Here is a 22,112-nt window from a genome sequence, read left to right as displayed (position 1 = left end):
ATAGGCTACCTTATTTCCAAATCATTTTGGAGTGAGGTAGCCTAGTTTTTTAAAAATTCTTGCCTCGTTATAATGATAAATATAGTTATAAATTTTCGGAATTACGTCCATATTGGATATAGAATTAAATTTATAATTTTGAGTTCTTCTGTTTTACTATTCGAATGAAATGATTACATAACTGAGTTATACCAACGATTTCCTCGTCTAGATAGGCTTCCAATCAAATGATGTTTTTCGTGATTCTTAAAAACATAAGAAGTATATATACTTCCTTGATCAGAGTTGCACTAACATAAAGAATCACTCTTCTATATCCGTTGGAGCTACTTCTCCTATCTCTTTCGTCCTCAAACTTCTCTTTATTCTCACAAAAGCAATAAAATCGATTAATTCATCTGGTGATAATGGTCTTCCATCAATTGAAAGTCTGTGATCTGGACTTTTATTTAGATTTGTAATCTCTATAAAATTCGAGTCGTTTTCTGTTCTTCCAATTATAAAATCAACAGTTGTTTCGAATAAATCTGCAATTTGTGATAACGATTGAAGGGAGGGTTCACGATACCCAGATTCATATCCGGCATAAGTGCTCTTCGCCATTCCAAGTTGATCTGCAGTATCTTGTAAGGACCATTTTCGGCTTTTTCTTAATTCGGATAAATGTTCAAGCATGCTCTCAAACTCCATTTTTTAAAATATTGAACTCATTATAACACAGTAAAATAGGCCAGACTAGAAAAAACGTGCGCGAATTGAATACTATATCTTGATTTTTCAAAATTTAGTTCTATAATAACAAATATAAATACGCGTTTTGCGAATATATGACTATTTTTCGCTATGGAGATGTTTCTTATGAAAAAAATATTATTGCTTGCAACTGGAGGAACGATTGCTTCAGTAGAGGGAAATGAGGGACTTGTTCCAGGATTATCGGTTGGGGAATTGCTTCAATTCTTACCCGAGCCATCCGAAAATATACAAATTGACGGTAAAATCTTGATGAATATTGACAGCACTAATTTGCAGCCAGAGCATTGGGTTAAAATCGCTGAAGCTGTTTATACCCATTATCATGATTACGATGGATTTGTCATTACCCATGGAACAGATACGTTAGCGTACACATCTTCCGCACTTTCTTATATGCTTCAAGGTCTGGAAAAACCAGTTGTACTAACTGGATCACAGGTTCCAATCAGCTTTAAAAAAACCGATGCTAAGAAAAATGTCACAGATGCCCTTCGGTTTGCTTGTGAGGATATTGGTGGTGTGTTTATTGTATTTGATGGGAGGGTTATTCTTGGAACGAGAGCAGTTAAAATGCGGACAAAAAGTTATGATGCATTTGAGAGCATCAATCATCCGTATGTCGCTTATGTGAATAAAAATGAAATTAAATACCATTGGAAACCTGCATCCACTACAAAACTCCTTTCTTTAAATACCAATTTGTGTACGGATGTATTTCTTATGAAATTGTACCCTGGTATGAAGCCAGAGATTTTTGATTGTCTAAAAAATTTATATAAAGGAATTATTATTGAAAGCTTTGGGAATGGCGGTTTACCTTTTGAAGGAAGGGATCTGCTTTCAAAAGTTAAGAATCTTACGGAAGAGGGAATGGCAGTCGTCATCACAACCCAATGCTTGGAAGAAGGAGAAGAACTGCTTCTATATGAGGTTGGGCATAAGGTAGCTCAGCATCAAGTCATTCTTTCTGGGGATATGAATACAGAAGCAATTGTTGCTAAATTGATGTGGGCACTTGGACAAACTGATTGTTTAAATGAGGTCAAGGAGATACTTGAAACGCCATTGGCGGGGGATTTGACGATAAAATTAGATAAAGAAAATTAAATATTTGCAGAAATTAGGAGAGCGAAAAATATGTTAATCACAAAAAGCCAATTGAGAACTGAAAAGGATTTTTTAGGACCAAAGGAAGTCCCTGATGAAGCTTATTATGGTGTTCAAACACTCCGCGCAGTTGAAAATTTTCCTATCACTGGGTATCGAATTCATGAAGAATTAATTAAGGCAATGGGCATTGTGAAAAAAGCAGCCGCACTTGCAAATATGGAAGTAAAATGCCTCTATTCCGGAATTGGAGAAGCAATAGTTAAGGCTTCAGAAGAATTAATGGAAGGGCAATGGCACGATCAAATCATTGTTGACCCTATTCAAGGTGGGGCAGGAACCTCGATTAATATGAATGTTAACGAAGTACTTGCCAACCGAGCGATTGAATTACTTGGAAAAGAAAAAGGGGACTATTCCCATTGTAGTCCAAATTCTCATGTCAATATGTCACAATCTACTAATGATGCATTTCCCACAGCCATTCATATAGCTGTTCTGAAGCTTTTAGAAAAATTGTTAATAACCATGGAAGAAATGCTTACAGTTTTTCAGCAAAAGGCTCAAGAATTTAATCCTATTATTAAAATGGGGCGCACCCATCTTCAGGATGCTGTTCCAATTCGACTTGGTCAAGAATTTGAAGCATATAGCCGTGTAATCGAACGTGATATTAAGCGGATTAAACAATCACGCCAGCATTTATATGAATTGAACATGGGGGCCACGGCGGTCGGAACTGGATTAAATGCCGATCCCCGTTATATTGAAAAAGTAGTAGAACATCTTAAAGATATCACCGGTCTTCCACTAGTGGGAGCTGAGCATCTTGTGGATGCTACACAAAATACAGATGCTTACACAGAGGTATCTGCAGCATTGAAGGTTTGCATGATGAACATGTCCAAAATTGCGAATGACCTGCGACTAATGGCCTCGGGCCCAAGAGCAGGTTTGGGTGAAATTACATTACCAGCTAGGCAGCCGGGTTCTTCCATTATGCCTGGTAAAATAAATCCAGTTTTGCCGGAAGTGATTAATCAGGTGGCATTCCAAGTAATTGGCAATGACCATACGATTTGCCTTGCATCAGAAGCAGGTCAGCTTGAACTGAATGTCATGGAGCCCGTGCTGGTATTTAATCTGCTGCAATCCATCAGCATTATGAATAACGCTTTCCGCACTTTTACTGACAATTGTTTAAAAGGAATAAAAGCAAATGAAGAGAAATTGAAAGAGTACGTTGAAAAGAGTGCTGGAGTCATTACTGCGGTTAACCCTCATATTGGATACGAAGTAGCAGCTCGGATTGCAAGAGAGGCTATTTTAAGCGGTGCGCCAATTCGGGAACTATGTTTAAAATACGATGTATTGACAGAAGAAGAACTAAATTTGATACTTGATCCGTATGAAATGACGCATCCTGGAATTGCAGGTGCTGTATTGTTGGAAAGAGATTAATATTTAGATAGAAATATAGATTAGAAAATTATATTTAACTAAACAAATGGTCTAGATTCCTCTTTTGGGAATTTAGGCTATTTTAGTTTTTAGGAGGAATATGCACATACCCTCATGTTCCCAGATGCAGGAATCAGCATCCTTTTATCGTCCGCTCTTATCGGTTGGTGATCAGATTAAGCACCCGGTTTGATAAATAGACGGAAAAATTTCGCTTAATTAGCAAATTGGATTGAAAATAGTTTAAATAGAAGGAGAGATTCCGCCTATTAACTCGAAAACCGCGAAAATGGGGGACTTTACTTTCCATAACCGGAAACCCTCCGCTTATTTACCCCGAAATGAGCTCTATTCTGCATCTAACCGAAAAATATCCGCTTATTTTATCGTCGCTGGTTACCCGAGTAAGGACAAGCCTTCTATTATTTAAGAGGATTTTTCATCTACAAGGAGTACAACGTTTAGGTATGAAGAAATTATTGTTTTAGAAGGGAAATCACTTGCAAGTTATTATAGATTAAAATAATACTGAGTCAATCACTATGACTATATTATTAGCAGGTTTTGGCCCAATAATTGATAATCTTGTAAAGATTAGATGTGCATTAATTTAGTAAAAACCTCATTCACTTAGATATGGCGCGCTGAATCGTACCATAAGCGAATGAGGTTTTTTAGTTACATATCGAACTCTAAAAATAAAGATCATTTAAAACTAAGTAATTCATCGACCTATCGGATCTATTTTTTACGATAAAATTAGTTTGCTTTGATGTTAATTCATTAACAGTATTCATATCAGCAATAGCATTTTCTTAGCAATTTACTTACTGCAAATTGACAATTTTTAAATTCTGCTCTTGCAAGCGCTCAATTATTCTTGGTAAAGCATCAATAACAGCTTGGGATTCATGCAAAAGGATTATGGAACCGGAGGATTTCGTGTTACGAACATAATTAAAGATTTTATCTGCATCACGAGTTTTCCAATCCAGCGGATCCTTATTCCAAAGTATCATTTTGTCATGGTAATCATGGATTACATCCTTTGTCTGTTCATTTAAATCTTCATAAGGTGGCCTGAAGAGGACTACCTTTTCATTCGTAATATTCTCTATTGCTTTAGTAGATTGTATGAATTCATCTTTTTGTTTTTCATAGGAGAGGTTTGACATTTTTACATGGTTCATAGAATGGCTACCAATCGTATATCCATTTGAATGAGCATATCGAACATAGTCAGGATGTTTTTGTACATTGATTCCTATAAAGAAAAAAGTACCACCAGCCTTGTATTGCTTTAATATATCGACAATCTTCGTTGTATATTTAGAAGGGCCATCATCAAATGTAAGGGACACGTAGCCTTCTGGAATACTGTATGTTATGAAGTCATCGAGTTCTATATAGGGGAGCCTTGATTGAATATAATCATCTTTTACTAATTTAGTAACTGGTGTAACAACGGTTTTTCTCTTTACTAAATGGGCTTCGGCAGTTTTACCAGCTGCCTTGGCAATAGTGGTATCATTGATTGAAATATTAGTTGAATATCCAAACAGTATGATAAAGATAACACTAATTATAGCAACACTTACCCATTTTAATGGAAGCTTGTAGCCTTTTGGAATTACTACTTCATTTTGCTCATTTATCTGTTCCGTTTTATTTTTATCAATTACCGATAGATTTTTGGATAAAAATGGTAAGTAATTTATATCATTAACACTTTGGATGTTTTTAATCGAGTCTAAATCGTTTTTGTAGTCCACTGAACAAGTAAAATAAATTCGAGCACTTTTATCGCGGTATGTTCTTGTAAGTAAACTTATATATTGTTTTTTTACCATGTCCAATGTTGTATGTAACGATAATCTGCATTTATGGTTTCCATCAAATTCAGATATTGCTATTAAATTTTCAGCAGTATCACTGTCAATTTCCCAAAACAGTTCAATTTCTAATTCAAGTTCTAATTTTATCCGTAAATATGTTTTTTCGTTGCTCTTTTCAATAGCTAATAGTTCAAGTACTTTTCTGTGGTAGACTGACATGATGCCCTCCCTTCTCTAGTTGTAAATAACTAACTGCTAGTTGTTTATTCTGATTGTGGTAGAGTAGAAGCAGTTAATTTTGTTGAGAAAGAGAAGGACATTCTTTCGGTAAAATCATTAATGGTTTGCATTAATACTGCCTTATCATCAACAATTCTTTGATATTGTTCGATATATTTATGATTTTCTATTTCTAGGTTTCTAATTTTATCTTCAAGCTCATTGATTTTTAACATACTTTGATATTGAGCATTCGTAGATTCTTCATAAAGTTTGTTGTATTTAGCCGTTTCTGTTTCAAGTTGATTTGAAATCTTTTCATATTCAATATTTGATGTTAGTTGATACCCCTTATAATCCTCAAGGAGCTGGTCATACCTCATTTGTTGTTTTGTCATGTTATTTTCTAATTCGTGAATTTCCTTATTTTTTTCTTGTAAGTGTTGATCTTTCTTAGTTAGATCATGGGTAAAACGACTAATCGTTTTATTTGCTGTATATAATTGGTCCTCAAGTCCTTTACTTTTATAAGACAGCAATTGACGTTCTTTAAGCATGTTTTCTATAGATACAATTACATCCAATGCTATTTTTTCCTGGTTATCTTTTGAAAATAAATATTTATTGCTATCTATAAATAGTTGCTCTGACTCTGTTCTAGGTAGCTCTTCTACAACCACTTCTGTGGCGACTTCTTGCTGTTCTGCACTATTATTCTCCAATTGGTTTTGATTAGACAGGACACCTTTAAACCAACCAATTCCTTTTTTTTCTGTTTCACTGGCCAAAATACCATCACCTCTTTATATATTTAAGATTAAAGACCTATCCCTATTGAAAATAGTAACATACTCAAAATAGTATAAAATATTTAAAAAGTCCTAATTTTAAGAGATTTTTTTCATATATATAACTAGAAATGGTACATTTGGTCTAGTTTTCCAAGAAAAAAGATTTTGGAGGGAAAATTATACCTATTGAATAAATTTCACTAGTGTTGCATAAATAATGACGGAATTTTCAGAATAGAGTATTCCAGAGTATGTCTCGAAAAGGAAACTTTTTTGATTCCCCTCATAATGGACCTAACACAAATTATTTACACTTCTAATTCATTGTTAATTTGAATCCAAAAAAGGGCCCTAAGCTTCCGCTATAGGTACCCTCGCCTTTTTGCTTTAATACTATCTAAACTTCCCTGTCTTTCCTACACTTGCTCTAAAACTTCAACTACTTGCTCTAAAACTTCAACCTTTTTATAATCGCGTCGAAACCGCATAGTAAAGTACGCAATTGAACATAACATGAACAGTGCCATAAAGGAAAGAAGTACTCCGGAATTTTTCCACATCATTACAAAATTACCGTCTGAAATGACAGCTTTAAATCCATGAACAGTATAGGTCATTGGCAGAATGGCATTAAAATGCTGAAGGGCCTTTGGAATTAGTTCAAGCGGGAATGTACCGGCACTTGTTGTTAATTGCAAAATCAACACAATAATTGCCACAAAACGCCCCGCATCCCCAAATGCAGTAACCAGAAACTGAATGAGTGTAACAAAGGTCAAACTCGTCAGGATGGTAAACAAGATAAATCTTGGTGTACTTTGTACGAGTAAGCCTAATCCATTTAGCAAAAGTACATCTACAACTAAGGCTTGAATGATTCCAATAGTCGAGATGATTAATATTTTTCCCATAAACCAATTAAAACCACTAGAAGGTATCCTAGCTGGCTGACGCAGTGGAAAGACAATCGAGATTAATAATGCCCCTACAAACAGTCCTAATGAAATGAAGTAGGGTGAAAAACCTGTTCCATAGTTGGGAACCTTATTGATTTTTTCATTAAATAGTTTTACAGGATCAGCCATCATATTATAAGTTTTCTTATCTGCATGAACTTTTGATGCCTCTTTTGAACCATCAGCCAATTTACTGGCAAGTTCATTTGAACCTTTAGACAAATCATTCATTCCATCACCTAATTGCTGCGAACCATTGGCTAACTGTCCCGCTCCTGAAGTTAAAGCATTAGAACCAGTTGCTAGCTGTTCCATTCCTTTTGACAAGTCAAAAGCACCTTTATGCAGATTCTTAGAACCATTCGACAATAGTCCAGTCCCAGAAACAATCGCACTCGAACCGCTGGCTAACTGAGACATACCACTTGCTAAACTACTGCTTCCAGCTGTTAATTGATTTCCACCGACTTTTGCTTCGGCAAACTTCTGCCCAAATAGCTGCATTCCTGCAACAAAGTTTCCTTCACCGGCAGCAAGTCGATTAGCACCGGCAACCAGCTGTGGACTCCCCTTTGCTAGTTCAGCCATCCCTTGCTGCATTGCGGTTTGCCCTTGATTGAGCTCACCTAACTTTTCGGCAATGGTTGAGGCGCCGATTGCAAGCTGTCCGGCAGAATCATGTAAACTTTTTGTCCCAACCTTTAAATTAGCACTTTCGGTTTTCAAATCCTGCAGCCCTTTAGACAAGGCCGCTTTTTGTTCATCAGGCAATGCGGCGAAAGCAGGTGACTGCATCACAGATTCCAGTTGTTGTTTTAAGGATGTAATTCCTTGATTAATTTGCTCGGCACCTGTTACTGCGGTATTTACCCCTTTCTGCCATTGATTTAAGCCCCCTGACAGATTTCCAGCACCAGTATATAAATCAGCCGTCCCTTTAACCAATTGAGGCATCCGGCTATTCATTAACTGAATTCCCTTATCTGCTTTTTTCAAATTATCCCCTACTTGTTTACTTCCATCAGCTAAAAGGCCAGATGCATTCTCTAACTTCTTATGACCATTCAGTAATTGGCCAAGGCCATCAGCTAAACTTTTCGAACCGCCGGCAACCACACCTGCTCCCGAATTAGCTGTCTGCATGCCATTATTAAATCCTATTAATTTTTGTGTGAGTGTTTCTAAACCATTGCTTAGTTGATCAGAGCCTGCAGCAAGTTTTTTTGCTCCGGACTCAGCTTTCTGCATCCCATTATCAAATTCAATTGATTTTCCTGCCAGTTTTGCCAGTCCGTTTTTTAAATCCTTTGCTCCATTTTTTAACTTAACAGCACCATCGTTTAGCTTTTCTGCCCCATCACTAGCTTTTTCAATTCCGTTCGCAAGCTCCTTCACTTTCGAGAACATCGTTTCAGCATAAGTCTCTGTTACGTTTTGGGCAACAGCCGTTTTAATTTCCTCCGTGGCTGTTTTCCCAATTTGAGCAGACAAAAAGTTGTAACCTTCGTTTGGGACATAAATCATCTTTAATTTTTTTGGATCATGATCAAGAAGCGTAGTTGCATTTTTTGAAAAATCCTTTGGAATCTCAATCAGCATATAATATTTTTCATCTTTAAGCCCTTGATAACCATCTTTTTTTCCAACGATATGGAAATTGAAATTCTTTCCATTTTTTAGTTTTTCCACAAGATCATTACCAATCTTCAAATTATCTCCGTCAAAATTTGCTCCTGCATCCGAGTTAACCACAGCGACTGGCAATTTATCCATTTTACTGTAAGGATCCCAGAATGCCCATAAGAACATTCCGGCATACAAAACAGGGACAAACAAAACAGCAATGATTGGAATTAATTTTTTATTTGTAAATATCGCCCTTAATTCGGCTTTTAGTAGAATGTTCTTCACAAGATGTGCCTCCTTTGAATAAATGACCAAAATCCTCATTTGGTCATTTTGCTGATTAAAAATAGGAATATCTATTTAGATAATCCATGAAAAATACTCATCTCAAAAACTTTTAAAATTTCTCCTTTTTGTAATGGATTATAGTGTTTTTCCCAATCAAAAATAAGTGCAATGTACAATTTTAACATGATAAATGCCGTTAGATCTGGATTACATTCATTGACTTTTTCATTATTGAGTGCGGTTTTTATCTTTTGTGAAATATAGTGAACAATTTCTTGTTCAAGTTTTTCCATACTCTCCAAAATAGGTTTCGTTCCCATTTCTCTTTCTTCTTGAATTAATTTAATGGTCAATTGGTTCTGTAATCTAAATTCAAGAATTCGATAAAGGGCATTATGAAGATTATTGATGAAGGATACTTCCGGATTAAAGACTTTTTCCGCCTCCTCTTTCATTTCTGTTATCAGCGCTGTGATAATCTCATCAAGCAGCTCTTCTTTACTTTGGAAAAAAGTATAAATTGTACCCTTGCCTACACTGGCCAGTTTTGCTATCTGATCCATTGTTGTTGCCTTGTAACCAAAGATTGAAAAGGAATGGATGGTAGCGTCAATAATTTTTTGTCTTCGATCAATTACCATTAAACACCTTCTTCACAAAATGACCAATTGGCGATTTCAGTCAGTTAGTTTTAACGTAAGTATAGCAAAGTTTTAATTTTTTACAAGAAAAAACTTTTTGAGGATTTTCATGTATATCCCATTTGCATACGATACGACTTATAGGAAGTTAATATTAAAAATGGCCTCTATTTATGGTACGGTTAACCGTAATGTATCTATATGCAGAAACTATGGCTCACCCATAAATAAAAAAAGATCAAACCGCCAAGCGATTTGATCTTTTCAACGTTTGTTTGACCTATTGGGTAATGACGCGGCGTGCGGTTAAGTAATGCGTATCATACCAAGGATAAAATAGCACCCTAGATACAATGCCTTGAGTAGGATTAGTGAAGATCACTTTGTGATTTCCACCATAGATCGCAACAATATTAGGTGTGTTGGAACCAATTGTATTGGTAAAGAAGACGATGTCCCCTTTTTTCAGGTTTGATCTTGCAACGAAGCTACCTTTTGTCGCCAGCTGACTAATGATGTTGGTTCCAAGGTTGATTCCATTTTGACCATAGGTATAGTTTACAAATCCGCCGTTCGTAAACGTCTTTGTTGCAGGGTTATTTACCGTACTACTAATGGTTACGTGTCCCTGTAAGGTGTAAGCCGTGTTAACAACTTTATCTGCAGTTGAAAGTGGACTTGAAGGCATATAGCTTGGTATGACTCGTCTTGCTCCGACAAAATTTTCCGTGTAGTAAGGTTTTGCGGTCATATCCGATATCACAATGTTTTGTGTAGGATCGGCCATATGAAGAAGCTTGTGATTTCCTAGATAAATTCCAATATGATCGGCCGGATTACTGTCTGTCTTAATAACATCAAAGAAAAACAAATCACCCTTTTTTAGCTGATCATTACTGACGGGCACACCAAGCTTCAACATGTAGTCTTCATTGTACGTCGCTAAATCTACCCCATTTTGTTTAAAAATATAATCAATAAAGGTCGCACATGAAAATTTGTATGGATACGTAGTTTTGTATTCAGTTCGACTGTAGGTTGCTTTTCCGATTAAATCAATCCCTGTTTTTATGATGGCATCCGCAACTTGATCAGCTGTTTGGTTTGGGCCGATGATTGTAGATGCACTTACTTTGCTTTTTTCAGAAACGAAGGTCAATGAGCCGCCGGCTAACAAGAACACACTCATTATAACGAAAATAAATTTTTTCAATGGTTTTGCCTCCTAGTATAAAAATGTTCGACTACTATATATTGCGACAATTTGTTCCAATTAATTCATTGTTCTTAATGTATATACATAATGGCTTAAGGGGGCGGTTTATTTTTGAATCTGGGGTGAAATATTTGAGGAAAGCTGAAGATAAATGTGAGAAAAGTAAAATTGATATGGATGATGGATGGAATCGAGAATGATATGGTAACCAAACAATTGGAGGAATAATCGTTGTTGAGACAATAATTCTATACTTAATTTTTAAATAAAGTTGTTAAACGAACAGAGGCGATTGCGAAATAAGAGCAGTCACTTTTTACGAACGAAGCACGATAATTGTACAAGCTTGTTCGATGAAAAGGACATTCCTCATAGTATAGGGATGCCCATTGTAATAGACTATAGGGTTTTAGAATATAAAGTCTAGAATCATTTTACTAGTTTGACCTGAAAAATTATAATTATAGGACCCTTTCAGACCTTCTAAGTCGCCGGTGGCTTTAATGATTGTTGCCGGAGAATCTAGATTTCCTTTATCAAATACTCCCTGCTCTATAGCAGTAAATGTCCCTTGTTTTCCCTTATATGTACCTTCGAAATGTAGAAATCCGGAAATTTTAGAAGTGGCCAAGTGACCATCATCTATATTAGAGTCTAGATAATACAATAAATATTCAACAAAGGCTTTTCCTTTTAAATCACCCTCAATATCATATTCGACATGGGCAATATTGATAGGGAATTCTTTACTAGTGTGATCTAATGGCTTTTCATCCCATTTGCTTACCGTAAATGATACATCCATGTGTAAATCTCCCTTCATTATTAGGTAATTATCATTTCCAATATAGTACTAAAAATGTATAATGGGGTCTAATTTTTCTTTACTAAGTTTAATTTGATCAGCAAGAAATGCTGGATCTTTCGCCGAGTTTTTTTATATTGCAATCAGGAGAATCGGGTAGTACCTTTGTTGGTCAACCCGCTCCCCCCTGCGACTCCACATAGATTCTAAATAAATATATGTATAACACAATACTGATGAATGCAAATGCCAAAATGATGCTGAATATTCCCATAGGCTGCACCCAACTTGATAGAAATACCGTCATTGGTGCTAAAAATTTCCCGATTGTGTACTGCAAGCTGTCGGCTCCCATATACTGTCCTCTTGAATGCTCCGGTGCATAGCGGCTTATAAAGCTCTGTGTCACCGGAGAGCGTACAATCTCTCCAAAGGTGAAGATGATCGTAACGAAAAACAAGAACCATATATTGGTGTTCAGGCCAACGAAGAATGTGCCCATTCCAGATAACAGCGATGACAGAATGAATACATTACGCTCATTCCAATTACTGAACCATTTCGTTACAGGTAAAATAAACAGGACAAACAAAAGACCGTTAAACCCCAATACCCATCCAAATATCTCTGTACTGGTTAGCGTTAGGGGAGAACCCTTCCATGTGAATAGAGCCTGGGCAGGTACATGATTGAGGACATATACTGGCAAATATAGATCCAGTTGCATAATGGGGACCAGAGCAAAAATGCCTGCCAAAATATAAATCAGGAACACTTTATCGCGAAAAATAATGCCATATCCCTTCCACTGTTTCTTGAATACTAGGGTAATAGATGTTGAATCTTCAGGGCTTTTCGCCGAAAGTGGCAATGTCTCATGAACAATAAAATAAATTGCGATAAAATACAACAACAAGACCAATGCGCAAGTCCACAACAACTCTTGTCGGTAATGAAAGAAGAAAATAGCTCCTAGTGCAGGCCCAAGCACTGCACCAATGTTATTGGCCGTCGTAAATGTTGCGAATATCTGGCGAAGATTTTCTGGCGGGACCAGGTCAGCAACCATCGCGGAGCTTGCTGGTCTATAGATGGCTCCCCCCAGGCCAATACCAATAAACGCGATGTAATCAATCCACGGGGACGGAGACATCGCAAACAAGACAAACATTGCAGTTTGAAACAAAGCACCAAGCAACATGACGGGACGACGTCCTAACTGATCCGTTAAAGCCCCTCCGAGTAGACTTCCGATCATGCTGAATATCGGAGGAACTGTCATCATAATGCCGGCAAGGCGATTCCCTAATGCCTCGCTAAAATATACCGTTATAAACGGAAAGTACATCCAAAACAGCATGTTAAACAGTGCTTCACCGATTAACCGAACTTTCAAATTGGTATCCCATAAACGTATGTGCACAATATCCCCCTTTACTTCCTAGTTCCCCGGCCGGGTATACAAAATATAAATCATTTTTCGGAAAAGATATAGACTAATAATTTTGAAAAGTTTATTCCTTAACAGGAATGTCAATTATACACTTTGTATTTTTTGGCTAGTCAGAATTTATATCCATAAATTTCGACTAGCACATTAGTGCAACTACGCCTAATCATCACCCTTAGGGGCTCGCCAATCAGCGAGTTTTCTTTAGAGTGATTTGGCGTTTAGCCCCCTCTTTTAAGAGTAGTTTAAATAGATATAGTGCAAAATTTTACATACTACAACTAAATATTCAAGGTTATTTAATTTGTGTATAATATAACTTTAGTAGGAGGAGATAATAAATTGGGTAGACATGCAAAGGTTTTGGAAAAGGATAATATAGATAGAAGAGAATTGGGTTATTACTATACACCGAATTTTATTTCAAAATATATTAGTAGCCGCCTACTAATGCTAAATCCAAATGGCATCAAAGTTTTAGACCCGTGTGTTGGTCAGGAAGAATTATTGGAAGAATTCTTTATACAAGGGAAAATTGTTGATGGAATAGATGTTTTTTTATATAAAGATGAGTATAAATGTAATTTTCGCCAAAAAGATTTTATAGAATTTTATCGAGAAATAAAATCTAATGGAAATGAAACACAAATAACTTTTGAAGATTTAGTCGATTCCAAAGCTAATGAAGTAACAACTGAATTGGACTACGATTATTATATAGCGAATCCCCCCTATAATTGCCATGAAGTGGACTATATTAAAGATAATAAGAAAGAATTACAAAAGCTGTTTGCTGATGTTGGCGTTCATAATATGTATAGCATGTTCATATCAGCAATAATTGATTTAGCAAAAGAAGGAGCATTAATCGGTTTGATTACGTATGACTCATTCTTTACTTCAAAAGCGCATACTGACCTTAGAAATAAAATTTTAACGGAATGCGCAATTCATGAAGTGACGATGTGTTCAAATGACGTATTTCATGACCAAGCTGCGGATGTAAGAACAAGTATATTAATATTACAAAAAGGAAAAAAATACCAAAATGGTGTTTTCGTAAGCAATCGTCCTTTATCCAAAGAGGCTTTTCAAATTCAATTAGAGGAACAACTTGAAGATTTCCGAACAGGGATTAATAAGGACTATAATTTATCAGAAATAATTTTATCTAATCCTAAAGACAATAATGAACTAATTATTGAATGTCCAGACGATATAAAAATGCTTTTTTCCAAAGAACGATTAGGAGAAAAGTTTAAATGTGTAACGGGTATATCCACGGGTAAAGACCAGTTATATCTTTCAAAAGTAAAAGAAGACCCTTTTACAATCCCTTTTTATAAAAATCCAGGTAAAAATAGATTCTTTACTGAAAATAACTTGTTTTTACACAAGGATTTCTTGAAATTTGATTCTGAAATCAAAAACTTTATGGTGAGAAATAAACAGCTGTTATATAAATCAGGTATTACTTGTTCATCTATGGGAGTCGAATTTACAGCGTGTATTCTCCCAGAAAATTCAACATATGGTGTAAATGCGAATATTATTTGTGATGACAGTGATGCATGGTGGTTATTGGCGTATTTGAATTCGGAGTTAGTGACATTTTTAGTTAGGGGTATTTTAATAAGATCAAACATGATTACATCTGGCTATGTTTCTCGAATCCCTCTGATTACACTAAATGAAGATGAAAAAATTATATTAGGAAAACTAGGTTATAAAGCATATGTAGAGGCGAAAGGTGACAATTCATATCAAGAAATTTTAAATGAGATTAATAATGTAGTGAATAAGAATGCAGGTATTAGTGATAACACTATAAAAATAATTAGAAGCTTTAATCTGGATTTAATCAAAAACACGTAAGAGCTCGGAACTCCCAAGCTCTTTTTTTAATTCACTTAAATTCTTGAAAGTGGTTGTCATTGATATTTAATACAAAGCAATATCATTTGTGAATTTTACTTTACTCCACTTTATTTTTCTTTTTCTTCCTTTTTTCTTCAGCAATTACCATCTCTCTCTTTAGAACTTCAAAAAATTCTTCATTTGTTCGTTTCTCAGCCTTTTCTATTTTCTTATAATCTGCCGATTGAAGGTTGGCGTTATTACTTGGGTTTATATATACATCAGGTATCCAAGAAACAGGAAATACAATACAATCCTTTAATTCAATTTGCATATCTGAATTAAAAGCTATTAAGAAGGTTGCAACATATAAGTTGCTATCCGGATTCTCAGAAAAAAATTGAATTAGGCCTTCACCTTTAGAAATGTCATCCTTGTTTCTCTTACCGTCAATTACTGAAGATTTTATATTAACAAAGGACTTTGAATGATTTTCGAGAATAAATTCAAAATCATAAACACCCACTTCAGATGAAGCTGGTTTTATATCTTCAAAACCAAGGTCGTTAGCATACTTTTCAAGATTTTGACTAATAACTTCTTCAACGATTCTCCAGACAGTTCTTCCTTTTGCAGCCTTCCTCCAACCGAATGGCATTATCTGTTTATTCGCAATAGGGATAACCCCTATCTTCTCAATTAGCTCTTTAATCTTCCTTTCGATAAACTCTCTTTCCAGTTCAACAATCTGGATAGTTTTATCCCGAGTCATTTCATATTTCCTCCTCTACAGTTGTAACAATTATCTTTTGCTTTTGTAACTTATTCTAATATAATAGATAACTAATCCTACCATAGAGTAAGCTTTCTCGTATCTTAAGATTAATGGTTTGCGTAATAATCAGCCAATGCTGTGAAAGATTTTTTTGGTTCCCATGGCATGTCTTGGTAGGTTGTCCCGTTTTGATCAATATAGCTTTTTACCACGCTATAACTAGCCATATCTAAATCGTATAAAGGATCTTTATTAAATGGATAGCTTGGCATGACAAAAGTGAATAAAAATGCCCCATTCACTTTTTCTTCTGCAAAAATATCAAGTAGCTTCCCAAGATAATTAGCTTGTACGCTCTCATCCCGTATATAATCACCTTTAAGTTGTTTAGGGGTTTTACTGTGATCTACAATTGCCCAACCGTACCCACCCTTGTCTTCAGCACCTTTGTATGTGCAGGAACCGAACTCTAATATAGCTACAGGTTTGCCGTGTTTAAAGTAAGTTCTTAACTTCTCGCGGTAAGAATTCTTGTTATGCGTTTCCAGGTAATAATCAACCCCAACGATATCGAATAAATCCCACTCAACATTTTCCCACGGCCCAGAGGCATAAGTAAGTTGGCCCTGAAAATTCTCTCTTATACTAATCACAGCCTTTGATAAAAAGGCATTTAGACGTTTGTGGTAAGAACCTTTTAGAATGGTATTTTTCAATAATCGCCAAGGTGACATAAACGTATTAATACGTTCGAATGAAGTGTCTCCAATAACAAGCCCCTTCATAAAGAAGGTAAGTTCACATCCAGCAACAAAAATAATGTCAGGTGACTGCTTTCTTAACCTTTCTGCAGCCTTTGCACATTCTGCAAAGTAAGCCAGTGTTTCTTGCTCGGTTGCATCATTAAAAGCAGGTGAGAACCAAACTTCAAACCCTTGTTGAATTGCAAACTCAGCAGCCATTGTGAGCCTGCCCAAATCTTTACCAGAAATCCTGATGGCATTGCAATGCAGGTCGTTTTTTATAATTTCCATTTCCCGTTTCACAATAGCAGGGTTGAATAGATCCCGAGATGATGATTCTTTACCGCGAGTATTTGTCCCTACATCATAATTAATGCCTTTGCGAGAGAGAATTTGATGATTCATCATTCCTATAACCTCCATGAAGAATAATAAATAAACATTTACAATAAACAAATAAACATAGTTTTAATATAAATTAATAATAAATATTTGTTTACTACATGTCAATTTTATAATGGATCTTATTAGATTTTTTAGGGGGATAAACTGTGCCACAACTAAGTAAGGACCTTAAGAGAAGTTAAAGGTAGATGCTGCTCTTTTTTTTGAAAGGCTCTGTTATTGTTCACTGTTGATTTTCAGCAGGTGTACTCGCTTAATCGGAGGAATTCCGTTTATTTTGAAAAAGTAGTGGTTAGGAAGAGAAATAGGCGGAGATTTTCCGCCTAAATAACCTAAAAATCCTTTTAATCATGGAAATGTATAGTTTAACAGGAGAAAATCCGCTTATTTATAGGGAAATATGTTAATTTCCTGATTTAGCAGGAATCTTTCCGCCTAATGCCATAAAATCAACATCCAGCTTTAACATAGCATTTTTGAAAAGAAAGGGAAGTACAATATCTGAGAATTCTATTTGTTATTGGGTAAAAGGTTAACACAAGAGGATCTTCATAAAAGTGCTCGTAGATTAGGATGTGGAGATTACTATGGAAGTAACAATTTTAATTGTTGAAGATAATGAGGAAGTTACTGAGTTGATTTGCCATATAGCGGATAATAGAATGTGAATTTAATCAAAACTCCATATCCAAAAGATACAAAAACTAGTAGTAAGTGAAAACGATAATGAGAATCGGGGTTCGACCTATTGTATTAGCTTGATATTAGGCTTGTTTAGCCCAATGAGTGAACCCCTCTAAATATAGAGAAACTCTCCCTTTAAGAAAGATTCTCTTCCTGTTCGCTAATCAGAATTTTGCTAGTGCATAAGGGGAACTAGGCAATCGCCGGCGCTAGCCAAGTTCTCTTTATAAAGAAGATCAATGAACTCGAATGGTCTCGTAAATTCTTTCGTCGTGATGGACACGAGTATGCTTGGATTCGATTTGCTCAAACTCTTCTATAGGATCAATACTGTCTCCGGCCCACCATTTTTTTAATTCAAAAAAGAAAAAGTTAAATAACATAGGATTTTCCTCCCAAATATAATTTTGGATAGAATATAATTATGTTTCACAAGTTATTGTGAAGTATTTCACATATGGAGTATAACACAGTATTCAATGAAATAGATGTGAAATCACTGTGAACTCATCATTATAGATTGTTGAGGTAAAACAGATAATAGAAGTTGGTTTAGTTAAAATGCACTTAGCCAATTATGAAAAGACAAACCCAAGACTTATATTTATCAGAGGAGAATAATTTCACTTCGACACTTTGGCACCCTTTTGGTCGAGACAGTAATTGTTAAAAAGGTGTTGATTATTGTTATAATGAATGGCGAAGAAAGATAGGGTATGAGCATTTTTAACATTTAATAGTTAGTGCACGGACTAAAAGAGAAATTGATAGATTAAAGGATGATAACTAATTGGATAGTAAAGATCAGAAATTAACGACTTATATATATACTTTTGCTTTTCCTGAGGATGAACGATCCTTGTGCGCTTTGGAAATGCGCTCGTTATTTGGGGTTGAGTCTCAATCAAACATTTTAGAAAGCTACGTAAAAATTGACCCCACTCGAAGTCCATTTATTAAGGAAAGACTAAGTGTGATGTATAAGGGGGAAACCCTCCAGGATCTCCTTATCAAGATAGAAGCTGTGCAATTAGACGGGGCAACGTTTAAAGTCATTTATGTAAAAAATGGGGGGCTTACAGAAAAAGAAGGGTATGAGAAACGTCGCACAATTGAGCGGGAGATCGGGTTACATATCAACGGTGATGCCGACTTCCAGCATCCAGATCGATTGTTTGGCGTAATGAATATAAACGGGGGATGGGTATTAGGTGAGTATGTGAAAAGTGAGCCTGTTTGGTTTCAGCATCAAAAGAAGCCACATAGTTACTCCACTGCGCTCAATACACGTGTAGCGAGAGCGGTAGTAAATATCGCCGTTCCGAAGCCAGGAGGGATTAAGGCAATCGACCCATGCTGTGGAATTGGGACAGTGCTAGTCGAAGCCCTGTCAATGGGGATTGATATAGTGGGAAGCGACCGAAATCATCTTATCCTTCCTGGAGCACGAGAAAACATCGCACACTTTGGTCTGACCGGGGAAGTAAATTTAGCTGATATTCGTGATATCACAAATCATTATGATGTGGCAATCATTGATTTACCTTACAATTTATGTTCTGTCATAACACCTGAAGAACAACTGGAAATGCTTCAAAGTGCACGGAGGTTTTCTCAAAAAGTAGTCGTGGTTACAGTTGAACCAATTGATGATATCCTCAAAAATGCTGGATTTGCCATTATTGATCGTGCAGTTGCAAAAAAAGGGTTATTTACCCGTGAAGTAATTGTATGTAAGTAATTTATTTTATTTATGGATCATTCTCGTTGAGTGGCTGTGCTGGAGGTAAATCCTAACACAACTACTCAACTTTAAAGTTAAAAGGACATAGAGAGAAATAGAAATAGTTCCTAGCTCTAATCATGGAAGTTATTCGCATCTTTCGTAAGAATTTTCTCTAATAAATTGGGGCAATTCCCTTAATGATTTTAATGTCCTCATTTTGCCATTGTTTTGTACATTTGTTTCTATATTGTTGTTATAATTCCACTCAAGTTCTGCAGGAATATGAATGGTATTTAATCCTAGTTCTAGACCAGGTAAAATATCAGTCCGTAAAGAATTGCCAATGACCCATGTGGCATCATAATCACATTCAATTTTGTCCAATACTTTTTTAAGTGCATCTGTATTTTTATAGTTGAAAATAAAGATTCGATCTTCAAAGTATGTAAATAATTCAAGTTGATGCACTTTTCTATTTTGATTTGCTTCATCCCCACCAGTGAAGAGGTATAATTGGTGACCATCTTCTTGTAATTCATTGAGTGCTTCATACATATGTGGAAGCGGCTGTACTTCAACCTGAAATACACTCTGGCCAATTGTTCGAATCCTCTGAACCTCACTTTCTTTAACCTCTCTATTATGTCTTTCTGAAAAGAACACATATGTAGACACAAGAGACTCAGGAAAACGAGCTGAGTTTAATCCATTTTCTTCAACACTTTTAACATCAATTTCTAGTTGTTTTTCATTAATTTCTTCAATTGAAACGGAAGGAAACCATTCATGAATTTGGTTGGCAAACTTGTTGGTTGCCTCTCTAAAATATTCATTACATTGTATTAAAGTATCATCTAGGTCAAAAATTAATGTTTGTGATTTCATCTAATGACTTCTCCTCTTTACTTAATGAATGATCATTTCCAATAAGTACTTTTTATTTTATCAAAAATTAAACTCCTGCCAAATGACATGTAAATACAGATGTCAATAGTCAGGAGTCATTAGCCGTACTAGGCAGTTAGTGGCATCACTCATTTACGTTGGTACTCATTATTATAGATCATCATATAAAATAAGAATATATTTTTTGTGTACCGATTAAGCTTTGCCTGCCTAATTTAAGTTGCCCTATTAACGGTTTATCTGGTTTTAGTCACAACCTAATTTATTATGGCAAGTGAGCCCATAGGGTCCCAAGGTTTAAGTTCAATCGGTTCTTGGTTGAAGGCCTTTACTAAATCTTTAGATAAGTATTTCTTATTCACGACCACTTGATAGGTATATTCATCCATCCATTTGTCGCTCATAACAAAATAGCCTTTATTCCCAACCTCCTCACCCCAACTGTTTTCCACTTTCCATCGGTTGGGTTCTCCATTTACAATATTTACCCCGGTGAGCACCATGGCATGTGTTAACATACTTTCTTTATAGTCTAAACGTTCAGCTTTTGTAAGATTGAAAGGAGTTTCAAAAGCCGCTTCATAATCATAAAGATCTGGATCTAATACCCCTGCTTTGCGATCAGAATATCTTGCAACATCGCTACCGAACCAGACAGTTTCTCCGTCTTTAATTTGCTCCACTGCAAGCCCTTTAAGTATCTTCATGTCAACATTCAGATATTTGAGTGGTCTTCCATTAACAACATTTCCAAGGAATTGCACCGTATATGTTTTTCCAAACGGTTTATCTTTAGTTGGTGCATTAATGACACTTACATATTCATCTAAATTGATCCCAACGTACTTCTCGAAAAAACCTTGAGGGGTTAACGTTGTCTCCCGATGGAATTTACCTTTCTCATCTCTGTATTCAAAATCAAATATTTTTGGAGGCTCTCCCAATAAGTACACTAATATTTTGTATATGTTACCCATCATTTCTGTTTTAGCTGCTTGTAATTCATTGTCTACTTTTCCTTCATTATGCATCCGTCTTAACTCAAGTGAACATACCCGCAATTTTGCATCTAAAATAGAGTTCAATTCAGGCGAATTGCTGCTTTGATATGTTTCTGGCATAGCTTGTTTTGGAATAACCCCGTATTTATTAACGAGAGAAACCAACATATCCCATTGGCCTCCATCTTGTTGTGGATGAGTTAAAAGCCAAGAAAGGAGCCTTTCTTCCAGGGGTTCATCAAGTGTCTTTAGAATACTTTCTAAAAAAAAGTTAGACTTCTCGAGTTTATCCCAGAACATCATGTAAGTCTGAGACAACTCAAAGTCCTTAATGTTTAATTTAGCAGTTATTCGATGACGGAAAGTATTAAGTGCCGCAAAAATCCAACATCTTCCGCTTTTCATTTGATTGGCAACTTTTCCTGTTTCAACTTCCTCTGAAAATACAGTAGGCAAGGCAACAATTGCATTGTTATTCAGAGTAGCCCCATTGATTCCGTTTGCCATAATAGCATCTTTTAATACTTTATAATTATTTGTTTCACGAACCTTTTCGGCAAATCTTTCTATGTCTTTTTCAGATAGCTCTTTCATCTTTGCTGGTTACCACCTTTTCTTGAACATGCTATATAAATAGGATGGGTTATTTATGAGTGGAATATGTATGGAGTAGATGTAATATTTGGGAGGGTGCAAGAGATTTGTACGAAGAGTTCAAAAATAATTCCTATTATTATCAGAAAGAAGATAGTGATAATTACTAATTGAATATAATTCAACCAAGTATACAATATGTTAAAATGGTTGATGTGTTGTTTTTTGATATACAAACCACTATGGGGTTTAAAACGCCACAATTTACTG

The 22,112-nt window shown here is 35.7% G+C and carries 18 protein-coding genes; 4 read left to right on the top strand and 14 right to left on the bottom strand.

What is annotated here, in order from left to right; all coding sequences use genetic code 11:
• Positions 1–21 precede the first annotated feature (21 nt).
• Together RCG20_RS21770 and RCG20_RS10985 are read right to left on the bottom strand one after the other, a co-directional pair.
• Positions 22–111: an IS3 family transposase gene (locus RCG20_RS21770; protein ID WP_374120459.1), complete on the bottom strand. Its 90-nt coding sequence runs from the start codon at positions 109–111 to the stop codon at positions 22–24.
• A 192-nt stretch (positions 112–303) separates the two neighbouring features.
• Entirely contained in the window at positions 304–675 is a 372-nt protein-coding gene (locus RCG20_RS10985; protein WP_308180215.1) for a helix-turn-helix domain-containing protein, read from the bottom strand.
• A 183-nt stretch (positions 676–858) separates the two neighbouring features.
• On the opposite strand from RCG20_RS10985, the gene RCG20_RS10980 reads away from it, so the two are divergent.
• Both RCG20_RS10980 and aspA read left to right on the top strand, forming a co-directional pair.
• Entirely contained in the window at positions 859–1,863 is a 1,005-nt protein-coding gene (locus RCG20_RS10980; protein WP_308180214.1) for an asparaginase, read from the top strand.
• A 30-nt stretch (positions 1,864–1,893) separates the two neighbouring features.
• Entirely contained in the window at positions 1,894–3,324 is a 1,431-nt protein-coding gene (aspA, locus tag RCG20_RS10975) for an aspartate ammonia-lyase (protein WP_308180213.1), read from the top strand.
• Positions 3,325–4,151: 827 nt separating this feature from the next.
• On the opposite strand, the gene RCG20_RS10970 is transcribed toward aspA, so the two are convergent.
• The 7 genes from RCG20_RS10970 to RCG20_RS10940 all read right to left on the bottom strand — a co-directional run bounded on the left by RCG20_RS10970 (position 4,152) and on the right by RCG20_RS10940 (position 13,124).
• Positions 4,152–5,378, bottom strand: a complete 1,227-nt coding sequence (locus tag RCG20_RS10970; protein ID WP_308180212.1) for a polysaccharide deacetylase family protein — start codon at positions 5,376–5,378, stop codon at positions 4,152–4,154.
• 44 nt (positions 5,379–5,422) lie between these two features.
• Entirely contained in the window at positions 5,423–6,166 is a 744-nt protein-coding gene (locus tag RCG20_RS10965) for a hypothetical protein (protein ID WP_308180211.1), read from the bottom strand.
• Between the two features lie 419 nt (positions 6,167–6,585).
• Positions 6,586–9,036: a YhgE/Pip family protein gene (locus tag RCG20_RS10960; RefSeq protein WP_308180210.1), complete on the bottom strand. Its 2,451-nt coding sequence runs from the start codon at positions 9,034–9,036 to the stop codon at positions 6,586–6,588.
• A 71-nt stretch (positions 9,037–9,107) separates the two neighbouring features.
• On the bottom strand, positions 9,108–9,680 hold the full coding sequence (locus tag RCG20_RS10955; protein WP_308180209.1) for a TetR/AcrR family transcriptional regulator: 573 nt from the start codon (positions 9,678–9,680) through the stop codon (positions 9,108–9,110).
• Positions 9,681–9,960: 280 nt separating this feature from the next.
• Entirely contained in the window at positions 9,961–10,893 is a 933-nt protein-coding gene (locus tag RCG20_RS10950) for a C40 family peptidase (RefSeq protein ID WP_308180208.1), read from the bottom strand.
• 412 nt (positions 10,894–11,305) lie between these two features.
• On the bottom strand, positions 11,306–11,701 hold the full coding sequence (locus RCG20_RS10945; RefSeq protein ID WP_308180207.1) for a DUF3224 domain-containing protein: 396 nt from the start codon (positions 11,699–11,701) through the stop codon (positions 11,306–11,308).
• 172 nt (positions 11,702–11,873) lie between these two features.
• Positions 11,874–13,124 (bottom strand): MDR family MFS transporter, encoded by a 1,251-nt coding sequence (locus RCG20_RS10940; protein WP_308180206.1) that lies wholly within the window; start codon positions 13,122–13,124, stop codon positions 11,874–11,876.
• A gap of 369 nt (positions 13,125–13,493) precedes the next feature.
• Here RCG20_RS10940 and RCG20_RS10935 point away from each other — a divergent pair, with 369 nt between their 5' ends.
• The gene (locus RCG20_RS10935) at positions 13,494–15,026 is read left to right on the top strand and encodes an N-6 DNA methylase (protein WP_308180205.1); all 1,533 of its coding nucleotides are present in this window, start codon (positions 13,494–13,496) and stop codon (positions 15,024–15,026) included.
• A gap of 100 nt (positions 15,027–15,126) precedes the next feature.
• Here RCG20_RS10935 and RCG20_RS10930 read toward each other — a convergent pair whose 3' ends face one another.
• The 3 genes from RCG20_RS10930 to RCG20_RS10920 all read right to left on the bottom strand — a co-directional run bounded on the left by RCG20_RS10930 (position 15,127) and on the right by RCG20_RS10920 (position 17,998).
• On the bottom strand, positions 15,127–15,780 hold the full coding sequence (locus RCG20_RS10930) for a hypothetical protein (RefSeq protein WP_308180204.1): 654 nt from the start codon (positions 15,778–15,780) through the stop codon (positions 15,127–15,129).
• A 110-nt stretch (positions 15,781–15,890) separates the two neighbouring features.
• Positions 15,891–16,934: a glycoside hydrolase family 113 protein gene (locus RCG20_RS10925; RefSeq protein WP_308180203.1), complete on the bottom strand. Its 1,044-nt coding sequence runs from the start codon at positions 16,932–16,934 to the stop codon at positions 15,891–15,893.
• Between the two features lie 917 nt (positions 16,935–17,851).
• The gene (locus tag RCG20_RS10920; protein WP_308180201.1) at positions 17,852–17,998 is read right to left on the bottom strand and encodes a hypothetical protein; all 147 of its coding nucleotides are present in this window, start codon (positions 17,996–17,998) and stop codon (positions 17,852–17,854) included.
• A 407-nt stretch (positions 17,999–18,405) separates the two neighbouring features.
• On the opposite strand from RCG20_RS10920, the gene RCG20_RS10915 reads away from it, so the two are divergent.
• The gene (locus RCG20_RS10915) at positions 18,406–19,356 is read left to right on the top strand and encodes a TRM11 family SAM-dependent methyltransferase (protein WP_308180200.1); all 951 of its coding nucleotides are present in this window, start codon (positions 18,406–18,408) and stop codon (positions 19,354–19,356) included.
• Positions 19,357–19,485: 129 nt separating this feature from the next.
• Here the strand turns inward: RCG20_RS10915 and RCG20_RS10910 are convergent, their stop codons facing one another.
• Positions 19,486–20,226: an HAD family hydrolase gene (locus RCG20_RS10910; RefSeq protein ID WP_308180198.1), complete on the bottom strand. Its 741-nt coding sequence runs from the start codon at positions 20,224–20,226 to the stop codon at positions 19,486–19,488.
• 278 nt (positions 20,227–20,504) lie between these two features.
• On the bottom strand, positions 20,505–21,842 hold the full coding sequence (locus tag RCG20_RS10905; protein WP_308180197.1) for a C1 family peptidase: 1,338 nt from the start codon (positions 21,840–21,842) through the stop codon (positions 20,505–20,507).
• Positions 21,843–22,112: the final 270 nt, after the last annotated feature.

The sequence above is a fragment of the Neobacillus sp. PS3-40 genome (genome assembly GCF_030915485.1).
In the GTDB taxonomy this organism is placed as follows: Bacteria; Bacillota; Bacilli; order Bacillales; family Cytobacillaceae; genus JAUZPL01.
This window is presented reverse-complemented; position numbering and strand designations above follow the sequence as displayed.